This window comes from Martelella sp. K41-7 (assembly GCF_055808365.1).
Genome location: NZ_CM147867.1, coordinates 3002586 through 3016264 on the forward strand (window position 1 = coordinate 3002586; position 13679 = coordinate 3016264).

General features: G+C 54.7%; 15 protein-coding genes and 2 pseudogenes. 12 read left to right on the forward strand and 5 right to left on the reverse strand.

Going from position 1 to position 13679, the window contains the following annotated elements:
• Positions 1-8 precede the first annotated feature (8 nt).
• From AC0L7L_RS14280 to AC0L7L_RS14295, 4 genes are read left to right on the forward strand one after another with little or no spacing between them, the layout of a single operon-like run.
• Positions 9-950, forward strand: a complete 942-nt coding sequence (locus tag AC0L7L_RS14280) for a carbohydrate ABC transporter permease (RefSeq protein ID WP_272212694.1) — start codon at positions 9-11, stop codon at positions 948-950.
• A gap of 3 nt (positions 951-953) precedes the next feature.
• The gene (locus AC0L7L_RS14285) at positions 954-1796 is read left to right on the forward strand and encodes a carbohydrate ABC transporter permease (RefSeq protein WP_272212695.1); all 843 of its coding nucleotides are present in this window, start codon (positions 954-956) and stop codon (positions 1794-1796) included.
• Between the two features lie 5 nt (positions 1797-1801).
• The gene (locus AC0L7L_RS14290) at positions 1802-2851 is read left to right on the forward strand and encodes an ABC transporter ATP-binding protein (RefSeq protein WP_473509696.1); all 1050 of its coding nucleotides are present in this window, start codon (positions 1802-1804) and stop codon (positions 2849-2851) included.
• 9 nt (positions 2852-2860) lie between these two features.
• Positions 2861-3838, forward strand: coding sequence for a carbohydrate kinase family protein (locus tag AC0L7L_RS14295; RefSeq protein WP_272212698.1), 978 nt, complete (start codon positions 2861-2863; stop codon positions 3836-3838).
• On the opposite strand, the gene AC0L7L_RS14300 is transcribed toward AC0L7L_RS14295, so the two are convergent.
• From AC0L7L_RS14300 to AC0L7L_RS14310, 3 genes are read right to left on the reverse strand one after another with little or no spacing between them, the layout of a single operon-like run.
• On the reverse strand, positions 3824-4495 hold the full coding sequence (locus tag AC0L7L_RS14300) for a hypothetical protein (protein WP_473509698.1): 672 nt from the start codon (positions 4493-4495) through the stop codon (positions 3824-3826). The genes AC0L7L_RS14295 and AC0L7L_RS14300 overlap by 15 nt on opposite strands.
• Positions 4443-5189, reverse strand: a complete 747-nt coding sequence (locus AC0L7L_RS14305; protein WP_473509700.1) for a hypothetical protein — start codon at positions 5187-5189, stop codon at positions 4443-4445. The genes AC0L7L_RS14300 and AC0L7L_RS14305 overlap by 53 nt, the downstream gene beginning before the upstream one ends.
• Positions 5190-5208: 19 nt before the next feature.
• The gene (locus AC0L7L_RS14310; RefSeq protein ID WP_473509702.1) at positions 5209-6180 is read right to left on the reverse strand and encodes a sugar-binding transcriptional regulator; all 972 of its coding nucleotides are present in this window, start codon (positions 6178-6180) and stop codon (positions 5209-5211) included.
• Positions 6181-6414: 234 nt separating this feature from the next.
• On the opposite strand from AC0L7L_RS14310, the gene AC0L7L_RS14315 reads away from it, so the two are divergent.
• The 6 genes and pseudogenes from AC0L7L_RS14315 to AC0L7L_RS14340 all read left to right on the forward strand — a co-directional run.
• The gene (locus tag AC0L7L_RS14315; RefSeq protein WP_272212702.1) at positions 6415-7812 is read left to right on the forward strand and encodes a PTS galactitol transporter subunit IIC; all 1398 of its coding nucleotides are present in this window, start codon (positions 6415-6417) and stop codon (positions 7810-7812) included.
• Between the two features lie 16 nt (positions 7813-7828).
• Positions 7829-8299 (forward strand): PTS sugar transporter subunit IIA, encoded by a 471-nt coding sequence (locus AC0L7L_RS14320; protein WP_272212703.1) that lies wholly within the window; start codon positions 7829-7831, stop codon positions 8297-8299.
• A gap of 15 nt (positions 8300-8314) precedes the next feature.
• Positions 8315-8620 carry a PTS sugar transporter subunit IIB gene (locus AC0L7L_RS14325; protein WP_272212704.1) on the forward strand — a complete coding sequence of 102 codons (306 nt, stop codon included), beginning with the start codon at positions 8315-8317 and terminating at the stop codon, positions 8618-8620.
• Positions 8621-8623: 3 nt separating this feature from the next.
• Positions 8624-9022, forward strand: coding sequence for an HPr family phosphocarrier protein (locus AC0L7L_RS14330; RefSeq protein ID WP_272212705.1), 399 nt, complete (start codon positions 8624-8626; stop codon positions 9020-9022).
• Between the two features lie 35 nt (positions 9023-9057).
• The gene (ptsP, locus tag AC0L7L_RS14335) at positions 9058-10638 is read left to right on the forward strand and encodes a phosphoenolpyruvate--protein phosphotransferase (protein ID WP_473513946.1); all 1581 of its coding nucleotides are present in this window, start codon (positions 9058-9060) and stop codon (positions 10636-10638) included.
• Positions 10639-10712: 74 nt separating this feature from the next.
• A pseudogene (locus tag AC0L7L_RS14340) lies at positions 10713-10954 on the forward strand (transposase); the annotation flags it as partial.
• Between the two features lie 29 nt (positions 10955-10983).
• Here the strand turns inward: AC0L7L_RS14340 and AC0L7L_RS14345 are convergent.
• A protein-coding gene (locus AC0L7L_RS14345) for an IS3 family transposase (RefSeq protein ID WP_272211146.1) occupies positions 10984-12070 on the reverse strand; the annotation gives its coding sequence in 2 pieces (ribosomal slippage) (positions 10984-11815 and positions 11814-12070; 1089 coding nt in all).
• A 196-nt stretch (positions 12071-12266) separates the two neighbouring features.
• On the opposite strand from AC0L7L_RS14345, the gene AC0L7L_RS14350 reads away from it, so the two are divergent.
• Together AC0L7L_RS14350 and AC0L7L_RS14355 are read left to right on the forward strand one after the other, a co-directional pair.
• Positions 12267-13103, forward strand: a complete 837-nt coding sequence (locus tag AC0L7L_RS14350; RefSeq protein ID WP_473509706.1) for an IS5 family transposase — start codon at positions 12267-12269, stop codon at positions 13101-13103.
• A gap of 34 nt (positions 13104-13137) precedes the next feature.
• A complete protein-coding gene (locus AC0L7L_RS14355) occupies positions 13138-13344 on the forward strand; it encodes an integrase core domain-containing protein (RefSeq protein ID WP_473509708.1) in 207 nt (68 codons plus the stop codon).
• A gap of 32 nt (positions 13345-13376) precedes the next feature.
• Here the strand turns inward: AC0L7L_RS14355 and AC0L7L_RS14360 are convergent.
• Positions 13377-13508 (reverse strand): annotated as a pseudogene (locus AC0L7L_RS14360) (integrase core domain-containing protein); the annotation flags it as partial.
• Positions 13509-13679: the final 171 nt, after the last annotated feature.

Consider the following 13679-nt stretch of genomic DNA (forward strand, 5'->3'; position numbering starts at 1 on the left):
GAAGACAAATGACCGACACTTCAATGTCGGGAACCGGGGTGGCTTCAGCCTCCCCGGGCATGCCCGACCGACACTTTAAACGCCGCAGCAAGCGGCTTCGGGTCATGTTCCCGTATTTGCTTGTCACACCGGCGGTCGCCTTCTTGTTGATGATCACCCTATATCCCGGGGCCTACGCGATCATTCAATCGCTGTTTTATGTGAAATTCGCGAACTGGCAGTTCGTCGGCACTGAAAACTATCGTGACCTTTTTGGTGATCGAGAATTCTGGACAGCCCTTTGGAATACATTTGTGATCGGTGGTGTGGCGCTGACGCTGGAATGCGTGTTGGCACTGCTGATCTCGTTTTATGCTTATCGCGATCCCTGGATCAAAGGATGGAGGATTATTTTCCTTGTCCCGATGCTTTTCATGCCCTCGGCTGTCGCCTTCATCTGGAAGCTCGCCTTTATGGATGGCAGGGTTATTTCGGATCTGCTGATCCGGCTCGGGTTCATTGACAACAATATCGGATGGACATCGTCGATCTGGCTTTCACGCCTCACCCTGATCGTTGCAGACGTCTGGCAATGGACACCGTTCCTGTTCATCATCTTTGTCGCGGCACTTCAGGGACAGGATGAGGAGGTCGAAGAAGCAGCACGCCTGGACGGTGCCGGTTGGGCACAGATTTTCTGGAATATCAGCCTGCCGATGATGCGTCCGGTGATCGCCGTGGCCGTCGTTCTGCGTGGTATCGACATCATGACCATGTTCACCAACGTCTACATCATGACGCAGGGCACGCCCGGCGGCACCACTGAAACAATCAGTTACTTTATCTATCGCATCGGCTTCAAGAGCTTCAACTTCGGTTACGCCTCGGCAGCGTCCGTTGTGATGCTGATCATGACACTTATCATTGCGCAACTGATCGTCAAACGCGCGTTTAAATCCGGGAAGGAATAGCTCATGGCCTCCCAACGTCGCAAAAAGAACGAAAGTCACCTCTTCCGCTATATTATTCTCGGCGCATGGGCTTTGTTCTGTCTGGTTCCTGTTCTTTGGTTTTTGTCCATCGGGCTGCGTCCGCGGACGGAAATTATCACTCAGCAGCCAATCTACTGGCCGCATTTCAGTCTGGATGCCTGGCATATGGTCTGGACCGACTGGCCAATGGGGTATTATCTGCGCAACTCGGTGGTCTCGATCATCGGCTCCGTTGTGATCGACCTCGTGCTGGCGATACCGGCCGCCTATTCTTTGGCGCGCTACACATATCGTGGGCGTGAAGACATCGGCTTTTACATTCTGTCCACGCGGATGATGGCGCCGGCAATTGTCGCGATCCCGATTTTCTTTCTGTTCAAGAACATGGACCTTCTCGATACCGTCTGGGCCTTGATGATCATTTATGCCGCGATCAATTTGTCGCTCATTACCTGGATCATTCGCTCATACATGCTTGATATCCCGAAGGAGCTGGAAGACGCCGCGCGCACCGACGGCGCCTCCGATCTGAGGATTCTTTGGGAAATCATCATTCCAGTGATCCTTCCCGGCATCATCACAGCGGGTGTAATCGGCGCCATTTTTGCAATCAACGAATTTCTCTTCACGCTTCTCATCGCCTCCACCAAGAGCGCCTACACAATGTCTGTTGCGCTGGCGAACTTCACCGGTGGCTCTGATGGCGTCATTTACAACGCTATTGCACTCGTTGCCTTCATCGCCTTCGTGCCGGTCTTTCTGGTGGTCGTTGCCATCCAGAAGCATCTGTCGCGTGGTCTGACGATGGGCGCGGTCAAAGGATAAAGAACATGGCACAGATCGAACTTGTCGGCATTCAGAAGAAATGGGGTGCTGTCTGGGGTGTCCGTGATGTGAATATCGACATCTCGGATGAAGAGTTCATCGTTTTCCTTGGCCCGTCCGGCTGCGGAAAAACCACGACAATGCGCATGATCGCCGGGCTGGAAGATCCTTCCGAAGGCGAAATCCGCGTTGGCGGCGAGCGGATGAACGATATTGACGCCCGTGATCGCGATGCGGCCATGGTGTTTCAGGGATATGCGCTTTATCCCAATATGAGCATTTACGAGAATATTCGTTTTCCGCTTCGTATGCGCAAGGTTCCAAAGGCCGAGCATGACACGCTGGTGCGTCGTGCCGCAGATCTGGTTGAAATGGGGGATTATCTCGATCGTAAACCCGCAGCTCTGTCCGGCGGTCAGCGACAAAGAGCTGCCCTGGCACGGGCGATCGTGCGCCGCCCGCAAGTGTTTTTGATGGATGAACCGCTTTCCAATCTGGATGCAAAGCTACGCCAGGCGATGCGGGTTCAGATCAAGCACATCCAGCGCCAGTTGAAAATCACCACGGTTTACGTCACCCACGACCAGATCGAGGCGATGACGCTCGCAGACCGGATCGTGATCATGCAGTCGGGCATGATCCAGCAAACGGGAACACCGGACGAGATCTACAATGACCCGGCCAATACCTTTGTTGCCGGCTTTATCGGCTCTCCGCCGATGAACCTGATTGATGGCACGATTTCATCCGGCACCTTCGTTGCCGACGGCATTCGGGTGGACGGTTTGCCACAACAGCATTCCGGCGTCGTGACGCTCGGCATCAGGCCGGAAGACTGCACGGTCGGCGGCGCTGGTGCGCAACTGAACGGTACCGTCTATGGTGTTGAGCCGACAGGAGATCTCACTTACCTCACCATCAAAGCCGGTGAAAAGCTTATCGAGGTGAAGGCTGACCGGGACTATCGTGCAGCACTTGACACCACCGAGATCGTTAGCTTCGACCCCAAAAGGATCTATCTGTTTGAAACCCAGTCCAGTCAAAGGCTGAGGTAGGAGGACAAGATGAAATTCGACTACACTTCAATGGGGTTTTACACATTTGACGCGCTGTGCCGCCCCGTCATCGACCTGCCTGCAAATGGCGGCACCAGTTTTGTTGAAGAATTCACTCTGGCCGTGTCGGGTGCAGCAGGCAGCGCTTCGATTGTTGCAGCGAAACACGGGCTCAAAGTGCAGGCTGTCGGCGGTGTCGGGCACGACGACATGGGCGACTGGGTGCTGATGAAACTGGCGCAATATGGCGTTGACACCACCAACATGCAGCGCTGTGATGGCTTCTCAACGTCATCTTCAATCGTCCCGACCCAACCGGACGGAACCCGTCCGGCACTTCACAAGCGCGGGGCCACAGCCGGCTTTTATGTTTCAGACGACATGATCGATCAGGTGCTCGACACAAAAATCCTGCATGTTGGTGGCGTTGGCCTGATGGACCGCATGGACCAGGGCCGCAATGCCGAGGTCATGACCGAAGCCAGAAAACGCGGCTGCGTCACGACACTGGATGTTTTTGCATCAACACGCAGCGACTTTGCCGCAATCCAGCCATTGCTGGCACAGACCGACTATTTCATGCCTTCGGAAGAAGAGGCCATAGCACTCTCCGGTCTGTCTGATCTTGAAGACATTGCCAGTTTTTTGCTGGATCAGGGCACAGGAACTGTCATTTTGACGCTGGGTGCAAAGGGCGCGATGTATCGCGATAACAAGGGACAGTGCTTCGATATTCCGGCATATCTGATCGACGTGGTGTGCACCTGCGGATGCGGCGATTGCTTTAATGCAGGGTTTGCAACCGGTCTGCACATGGGAATGACCAGTGACGATTGCATGCGAATTGGACAGGCAAGTTCCGCGCAAAATGCTATGGGTCTGGGATCTCAGGCCGTCGTGAAAGACCTGAACGCAACGTTGCGCTTTATGGAAACCACACCGACGCGCCCGAACAATCCAGCACATGGGCTTTTACATGAGCCATAAAACGGCAAAAACCGCCGGAGGCACGTCTTCAGCCATCATCATCTGAAATGATGAAAATATCGGGCATGGCCCAGTTGGGTTCATGGCCCATAAGCCGTTGCAGAAAGCCTGCTGCAAAACTGCTGTCTTCCCGGGCATTTTCGCGAAAAGACCACCAGCTGCGTATATTATCGATGGGGGGCGTTGCGGCAGAGGCTCGTTAAACTCCTGTTTGACCACGGCATCGTGAACGGCAAGGCAGAACAATGTGCAGACATACCCTTCAGGCCAGAATGCCGCCGCCGCGTTTTCGTCAACCAGCTGCGGTGTCGTTTTGGCCTTGAGTGGCATATTTCCGACCAGCTCGCGCAACATCAGACTGGCCGCGAAATCGAAATAGGCGCTGCGGTCTTTCGGCGAACTCGGCTTCTGGGCGTTTACCGCGCGCAGCCAGGCGATGAAAATCGCGGCCAGTTTCTTCTCGTCAACTTCAAATTCAACGCCGATCCGTTTTTCCATTTCCCGCGAGTAGTCAGTGAATGCGGCGCGAAACCAGTGCAGACGCCGCACTGCGCGTCGCAAAGGCTCGTTGGTGCTGGGCCAGATCCTGCGTGAAGTTGATATTTCAGACATGCGGAGCCAGCTCCCTGAACAAGGCCGCCAGAGCGGATCTGTCATTTTGTTTCAGAGCCGCAGCAATTTCATCCTGAACGGCCACAGCCAGATCGGCGGCGGCCAGTCGCGCCTGATCATCTTCCTCTGGCGAACGATCGCTCATCAACCAGAACAGCAATGCAATAATCGCCAGATCTGCCTCTCTGCTCCACAGCGGCTTCAATCCGGCCGGCCCCTCTCTGATGACACCGGCCTCGACAAGAGAAAGAGCGATCACGGCGGCGGCCTCATGTTCTGGCAGCTTGATCAGGTTTGCCGGAAGCCGCTCATGTGCCTGCCGTGCTGCCAGTTCGCTGACGATGGCGTGCCGAATACCAAGTTGCAGCAAAAAAAGGCGCAAATTGTCATAGACAGCACGCGCAAACTGCGTTCTCTCAAACTTGAGTTCGTACAACGCCCGCATTGACCGGGAGGAGGGCGTATGTTCGCACAGCAAAAAGCGCATGGTATCGGATCCGAGAGCTTCAAGCCGTATCGCCGTATTCTCCACGTCGTTTAACAAGCGCGTTCCAGGAAGAGCGGGAGCATGCCCGCTGGACGCCGTAGGCAGGTGGTCAAGAACCATTCGTCCACCGGTGTGGACGGTATACCGCAATCCGCGCAATGCTTCGCGCAGGGCCAGCCTGTCGGGCCTGAAATGTTCCAGCATGAATGTTCCTCCATTCCATACTTTTTGGATGTGCCCGTTCTCCACCATGGCACGTATCCTATTCGCCTTATCGTCGGGCGAGTTGCCCGGCAAGCGCGTTGTCGATGACGATAGTCTTCGCTATTCCGGCGGCCATCACCGCTTTCAGCGGCTCGGCCTTGCCGGCGCCAGAAGCAACAACAATATTGTCTGCCGTTTTCAATGCATCAAAGGAAACACCGATCCTGCGATCATTCAACGGCGTTCCCGCCAGCGTACCATCGGCCTTTAAAAACAATCCGGCAAGCTCGCACGAAGCATCCGCTTCAGCCAGTATTACACCATCCTTTTCGGTCAGCCCGGCCCGCATGGAAAATGAGCTGTCCACCTTCGCAGGTCCACAGCTCAATATATTGATATCGGTGTGTGCTGTCGCCTGCAAAAGCTCAGCGATAATCGGATCCAGTTCGAGCGCCTGCCGTGAATCCGAGGTTCCCATATAAATGGGAGTAGGAAGTGTGCGTGCCTGACCGTTCACCACATCTGAAAGAAGAAGAGCCAGAGAGTATGAGGAGATCCCCTCATCGCGATGAGTGGTCCCGATAAGAGATAAAGCTGTCAAATCCGATTTAGTCAGATTGACAATTGAATCGATAACCCGCGCGACTGTGCGCCCCGCCCCCACCCCGATGGCCATAGGTTTGTTGGTGAGACAGCGCCGCATTAAAACGTTAGCAGCAGCCATGCCCACCGATTGACGGTTGATGGCCTCGACTGTTGCTGATGGCGCAGGATCTTCGGGCAAGGGAGGCGTCAGAATGCACGTTTCAACGCCATACCGGGATGCAATCCAATCCGCCAGAGCCAGCGTTTCGACGGTTTCGTGTTCGATGGAGATTTTGACAATCCCGCTCTCACGGGCCTGCGACAGCAGCCGCGTCACCTTGGTGCGGGAAAGGTTCAGTGCTTTGGCAACCTGCTCCTGCCCCTGACCATGAACATAATACAGCCACGCAGCCCGGACCATCAGATCCTGATCGCTGGAACGCGATGACACCATGTTCCGCCCTTTTCCGATTCTGCATTTCGCGTATTTCAAATTCGATTATTGCAAAGACAAAATCGTCTTTCCAGTGAAAAATGGTCAAATGTTCACGAGTTGCACGATTGACAATGCCTCAAAAAAACGAAATAATGTTCATCATTCGCACAAATGATCATCGGGGTGTCTGAAAACTTGCAATGCGGACGAAAGGGAGGAGCCTTTCGGCAAGTGGCATTCAGGGAGGAAAAAATGGACGGTTTCCTAGTGGGGCTGAAGCAGGTCATCGACGCCTTGGGTGCGACGGTATTGCTGCCCGTTATCATTATCATTATCGCGCTCGTTCTGGGTGCAAAAACCGGTAAGGCAATTCGGGCCGGTGTGACCATCGGTGTTGCATTCATCGGCATCAACCTCGTGATTGGACTGATGTTTACCAATCTGAGTGATGTGGCGCAGGCAATTGCGACCAATACCGGCGTTACCCGGGATGTGGTTGATGTTGGCTGGCCGTCTTCGGCGGCAATTGCGTTCGGTTCATCGGTGGGGCTCTGGATCATTCCGGTGGCCATCATCGTCAATGTCGTGCTGCTTATGACCGGAATGACCCGAACTTTGAATGTCGACGTCTGGAATTTCTGGCATATGGCCTTTGTCGGCTCGCTGGTTGTTGCGGCAACGGGATCGCTGCCGATGGGGATTGCCACCTCGGCTGTTATGGCGGCCGTTGCACTGTTCTTTGCTGACTGGAGCGCCAAACGTGTTCAGAAATTCTATGGCCTTCCGGGCGTTTCCGTTCCGCATATTCTCTCGGTTCAGATCCTGCCAATCGCTATGGGCGTCAACTGGGTCATTGAGCGGATCCCCGGCCTGCGCGACATCGACCTGTCCACCGACACCATCCAGAAACGGTTTGGCGTTTTGGGAGAACCGATGATCCTCGGACTGGTGATCGGGATCATTCTGGGTCTTATTGGCTTCTGGGACCCATCAAACCTGCCGGAAATGACCACAAAAGTCCTGAAGACCGGCATCAACCTTGCTGCAGTCATGGTCCTTCTCCCTCGCATGGTGAAAATCCTGATGGAAGGCCTGATCCCGATCTCGGATGCAGCGCGAACCTTCGTGCAAAAACGTGCGGGAACGCGGGAGATTCATATCGGGCTCGATTCAGCAATCCTGATTGGTCATCCTGCTGCGATCTCCGCATCACTCCTTTTGGTTCCGATTGCCATTGTTCTTGAAATTATCCTGCCGGGCAATCGGGTGATCCTGTTTGCAGATCTGGCTGTCATTCCATTCTTCATCGCATTGGCCGCACCCATCGTGAACGGCAATGTGCTGCGGATGGTGATTATCGGGACAATCACACTGACGCTTGGCTTCTATTGCGCCACGTCACTTGCCGCATTGTTTACCCAGGCGGCCGTTTCCTCAGGGTTCGATATCCCATCCAATGCCACGCAGATCACGGCCATCGGCGACGGGTTTGTCTGGATCACATGGGTTTCCGTTTTCCTGACAAAGGCGCTCGGATATCTTGGCGTTGCCATTCTCGCGATCCTGACAGCGATCGGCATTGTCATCCTCAAGCGATCGCAAGTGGATGACGCGGCAACTGATGAAACGCCTAAAACGACATCAATGTGAATGGGAATGACGTGTCATGAGTATCGATATTTCAGATTACCTTGTTCCCGATGGCGTCGTGCTTGGTTGTGATGCGGTTGATGCAAACGAAGTGATTGGCCTGCTGGCCGATCACCTCCAAAAGGCGGCTGTCGTCAAGTCAAGCTATGGCGCGGCTGTCATCAGCAGGGAGGCCATAATGCCGACTGGACTGCCGCTGGGCGATGGCTTTGCCGTTGCCGTCCCGCATACGGACCCCGAGCATGTCATATCCTCAGGCGTCGCAATGGCGACGCTTTCCAAGCCAGTCATGTTCGGGTCCATGGATGATCCGGACAAGAAAATTCCTGTATCGGTGGTCTTCGAACTGGCATTACGCAGCAAAGATGAGCAAATCGAGATGCTGACTGCGATTGGCCAATTATTGCAGGATGAAGGAAGGCTGAGGAGGCTTTCCAGCGCCAGCAGCATAGAAGAAGTCACATCCATCTTGAATTCAACATATTGACGATGAGGAGCAGTCATGTCGGATAGGAAAATCGTTCTGGTCGCCTGTGGCACCGCAGTCGCCACCTCAACAGTCGTTGCCAACAGTATTGAAGAAGAAATGTCGGCACGCGGCATCAACGTGGAGACACGCCAGTGCAAGGTGACCGAAGTTCCAAGCCTGGTGGATGGCGTTGATCTCGTCGTTTCCACAACGCCACTTCCATCCAATCTGCCAAAGCCGGCAATTGTGACGCTGGCCTTTTTGACCGGGATTGGTCGGGATCAGGAAATCGAGAAAATTGCCGGTATTTTGACAGGCAAGGCGGCCGGAGCAAACTAATCCATGGGCAAGATTGAAGCCGCTGCCCAGACATGGGTGGAGCGCAAAGCATCGGTTCGGATCAGTGGTGGGCTTCACGCTCGTCCGATTTCAGAGATCATTCGGATCGCCAAAGGCTTTGATGCCGAGGTCGAACTGGCGACTGACGTTCAGCAGTCAAGCGCGCGTTCGTCGCTGAAGCTGTTGCTGCTGGGCGTCAAGGAGGGTGATACCGTCATCGTCCGTTCTCGTGGCAAGGATGCTGATATGGCCGTGAATTGCATTGCGGCATTTCTTGAACTCAAGGGGAGCAATGATGACGATCATTCTGTGGTATCGCCCCCTCTCAAGCATCCGGCAACACATTGGACAGCAACTCAGGCAATGTCTATCGACCCTCTCCGCTTGATGGAGACGCCCTGAAGGGTATCCCAGTATGCGAAGGCGTTGCATTGGGTTTGCCATTCATATTCCGGCAGCCACAGCTCGCCCCTGAACCAAAACAGATAAAGCCGGACGAAATTGGCGCTGAACAAAAGCGCGCACTTGATGCTCAGAACGCCGTTTCGCAACGCTTGCGAGTGGCTGCGCATTCGAGAGCAAACCCGTCATCCTCCATGGTGATGGAGGCACTCGCCGACTTGTCAGCAGATGAAAACTGGGCCGCGGCCATCCGGAATATGATTTCGGAAGGAAAGAGTGCTCTGGCCGCCATTCAAGCCACTGCAGAGCGGGCGGCGCAGAAGATCGAGTCCCTTGAAAGTGATTATGCGCGTGCGCGTGGAGAGGACATGCGGGCGGCGGGCCACCTCGTTGCCATGGCTTTGCAGGGCAAAAAGCCACTTTCCGTCGGAGATGTTCCTGCTGGTGCCGTGCTTGTGGCCGAAGAGCTGACGGCGGCCCATATGGGCGGAGAAGACCTTTCGCATCTTGCTGCGATCGTGGCTGAGCGCGGCGCTTCCAACGGACATGCGGCGATTCTGGCACGCAGTTTTGGAGTACCAACCGTTTTCGGGCTAACCGGGATCGTCAACTCGGTTGCAAAGGCCGATATGATCGCGGTTGACGGGGCAGCCGGCCTGGTCGTTGTTGATCCGGATGCTGAGACTGCAATGCGTCTCCGCGCAGCGATTTCAGCCGCAAAGGAAGATCGTGCAGAACTTGAACGCTTCAAAGCCGTGAAACCGGTTACGCGCGATGGTGCTCCAGTCATCGTTGCGGCCAATATCGGCAGCGTGAACGATCTTGACTTTGCAACACAGGCTGGCGCTATGGGGATCGGCCTCATGCGGACAGAGTTTTTGTTCATGGATCGGACCGAGCTTCCGGACGAAGACGAGCAATATCAGATCTATCGCACGGTTTTAGAACGGTTTCCTGACGACGACGTCATCATTCGCACCGTCGACATTGGCGGTGACAAACCGTGCCGCTCTATCGACTTGCCTAAAGAAGACAATCCGTTTCTCGGACTGCGCGGCATCCGCCTTTGTCTGGCGAAGCCAGAGATATTCCGACCCCAGCTGCGCGCTCTGCTTCGCGCCGCATGCCATGGGCGCCTGAAAGTCATGCTGCCGATGATCGCAACCGTTAGCGAGATCTTGGAGACCAGAGTTCTGATCGAGGTTTGCGAACACGAACTGGAAAGCGAGGGCAAAGCGTTCGAGCGGTTTGAACTCGGCATCATGGTGGAGACCCCCGCTGCCGTATTTTCTGCTGATGCACTTGCGAAAGAAGCGGACTTTTTCTCCTTGGGAACAAACGACCTCACCCAGTATGTCATGGCTGCAGATCGCACAAACCCGATGGTTGTGTCATTGTCCCAGGCCAGCAATCCGGCGGTTATTGAAGCTGTACGTCTTGTCTGCGCTGCCGCTGCCCGCGCCAATATTCCTGTTGGCGTTTGCGGTGAGGCCGCCGCCGATCCGGCACTCTCGGAGATATTCGTGAAGGCAGGCGTGCGGGAACTCAGCGTGTCGGCAGCATCTATTCGTCGTGTAAAACGCCAAGTATGCTCATTCGAAGGTGAGTGTCTCTGAAGTGGCTCGGGAAATCGGGTCTATCCCGAATTTTGTGCTCTTGCGTGGTAACTGCTCTTTGATGAGCCCCACGTATGAGCATCGACAAAGACCTTTTGGGCCACCTGATGGAAGGGCGTTCGCCCGGTGATCTGTTCGGCAAGGATGGTCTTCTGTCCGAACTACGAATGCACTGGCCGAACGTGCCCTGAACACCGAACTGGACGTCGACCTCGATGAGGAACAGGCTGAGGCTGTGCCCGAAGGCCATAATCGGCTCGCAAACCGCCGCAATGGCAGCAGCAGCAAGACGGTGACCACCGACAGGGTAATCCTCCCCTTTTTAACGGGGCTTTTTGGTAGAATTCACGCAGCCATTTTCAGTTTCTGTGCGGGTGTCATTCCGCCGATGCCCATATTGGGTCGCTCGTTGTTATAGCTCCATAACCATTGTGTGGCGAACGCCTGCGCCTCTTCGATACTCTCGATGATGTATTGGTCAAGCCATTCGTGTCGTACTGTCCGGTTGTAGCGTTCGACATAAGCGTTCTGCTGCGGCTTTCCAGGCTGGATGTAATTCAGCGCAATGCCCTGATTTTCAGCCCAGTCCATAAGCCTTCCACTGACATATTCCGGGCCATTGTCAACACGTATTGCCAGCGGTTTGCCGCGCCACTCAATGATCTGGTTCAGGCTACGGATGACACGCTCCGCAGGTAGAGAGAAATCGACCTCAATGCCAAGCCCCTCACGGTTAAAGTCATCCAGAACATTCAAAAGCCGAAACTGCCGGCCATCGGCCAGCCGATCCGCCATAAAGTCCATGGACCAGACCGCGTTCGGCGTTGTCGGGACATTGAGTGTATCCGGTTTTTCCCGTTTCAGCCGCCGGCGTGGCTTGATCCTGAGGTTCAGCTCAAGCGCGCGGTAGATGCGATAAACACGCTTATGATTCCAGCGCCGTCCCTGTACGTTCCGCAGATAGAGAAAACAAAGGCCAAAGCCCCAGTTCTTCTTTGCCTGCGTCAAGCCGGCCAGAAGATCGGCGATCTGTTCATTCTCATCATTGCGTTTGCCTTTGTATCGGTAGCAAGTTTCGCTGACACCGAACGTTCGGCAGGCAAGTGCTATGCTCACCCCACGTATCGCCACGGCTTGCGCGGCCACCTCCCGGCGTAGAGATGGCCGCGTCATTTTTTCCCAAAGCCTCTTTCAGCAGTTCGGTTTGCATGCTCATCTCCGCATACATCTTTTTCAGACGGCGGTTCTCGTCTTCCAGCGCTTTCATCTGGCTGATCATCGACGCATCCATGCCGCCATATTTGGCCCGCCATTTATAAAAACTCGCTGAACTCATCCCGTGCTCCCGGCAAAGTTCAGGCACAGGAACGCCACCTTCTGCCTGACGCAGAATGCCAATAATCTGTGCTTCGCTAAATCTCGTCTTTTTCATCAAAATCTCCTCAGTCATAAAACCCGAGAAAATTCTACTTTTGAAGCCCATTATTTTTCGGGGGGATTACCGAATTAGGGGCTTTAGGCGTGTATATTGTTGGTGCGTTTGCTACATAAGAGCCCGATTTAAAAGTTGTTGAGTGATATCAGAAGGATGTGATTCAACCACCTCTGCCAAGAACGTGGAGGATCGCATGCCCTGGAATGATATCACCCGCCTGCAGCATAACCGGGATCGCCTTCGCTATCCAACCGATTTGACGGACCGTGAGTGGGCTGTAATTGCTCCACTGATACCGCTGGCCAAGCCCGGCGGGCGGCCACGGAAAACGAATATGAGGGAAGTGGTGAACGCGATCCTTTATATTGCGGGCAGCGGCAGTCAATGGCGGGCTCTGCCGAAGGACTTCCCTCCGGTCTCCACGGTGCGAGGCTATTTCTATGGCTGGCGCGACATCGGCCTTTGGCAGACCATCAATCATCTGCTCGTCTGCGCTACGCGCGAACTGGAGGGGCGCGAGGCCTCGCCCACAGCCGGTGTCATCGACAGCCAGAGTGTCAAGACCACCGAAAGCGGCGGGGTTTCGGGCTACGACGCCGGCAAGAAGATCAAGGGCCGCAAGCGCCACATCATCACCGATACGATCGGGCTGATGCTGTTCGTGCTTGTCCATGCTGCCGATATCCAGGACCGCGACGGTGCGCCCGATGTCCTGAAAGCCATCCGCTACCGTTTCCCCTGGTTGCGCCATGTCTTCGCAGATGGCGGCTATGCCGGGCAGAAGTTGCGAAAAGCGCTGCGCGGATGCGGCCAATGGAACCTTGAAATCATCAAGCGCTCCGACATAGCGAAAGGCTTTGAGGTTCTGCCCCGCCGATGGGTGGTGGAGCGCACCTTCGGCTGGTTCGGACGATGCCGTCTGTTGGCCAAAGATTGGGAAAAGTCCATCGCAAGCGCCACAGCATGGGTCAACATCGCCAGCATCAGGGTGATGACCAGACGCCTCGCACGATATTGTTTCCCATCATGAACTTTTGAATCCGGCTCTAAGGCCGAGCTGTTGAATGAAGAGGTATTCGACACGCTGGAGGAAGCCCGGCGAAAACTGGCGATGTGACTACAACAATGTCAGGCCGCACTCCTCGCTGGGTAATAACACGCGGATCGAAGTGCGGCGAGAAATGGAAGATCTTGATGCGGACGCCACACAGGCCCTTGCCCAGGAAAAACTACCAAACTACCAATCACTAACCAGCAGACTCTCGAATTGAACGAGGGACGCAAGGGGGGGGGGGGCAGGTCACAACTTTTCGCGCGCATCCGCAAGTCTCATGAACCAGTTTGCGTTCAGGCATTCCGCACGCAGCTTGCTGTTAAAGGCTTCGATCAAGCCATTGTCGGTCGGCTTGCCAGGCCGCGAGAAGTCCAGTGTGACCTATGTTCACAGCGGCGTTTCCGAACGTCTGTGAACGTTCTGAAACATGAAATTGGTGCCAGAAGAGGACCCAAATAAAATATCTATCATATTGATATTACGAAGTAAAATTTCTCATAAAAATCTAGATGCCATCATAAATGCCATCAATAGCAAAGTCGTAGTGGGCAC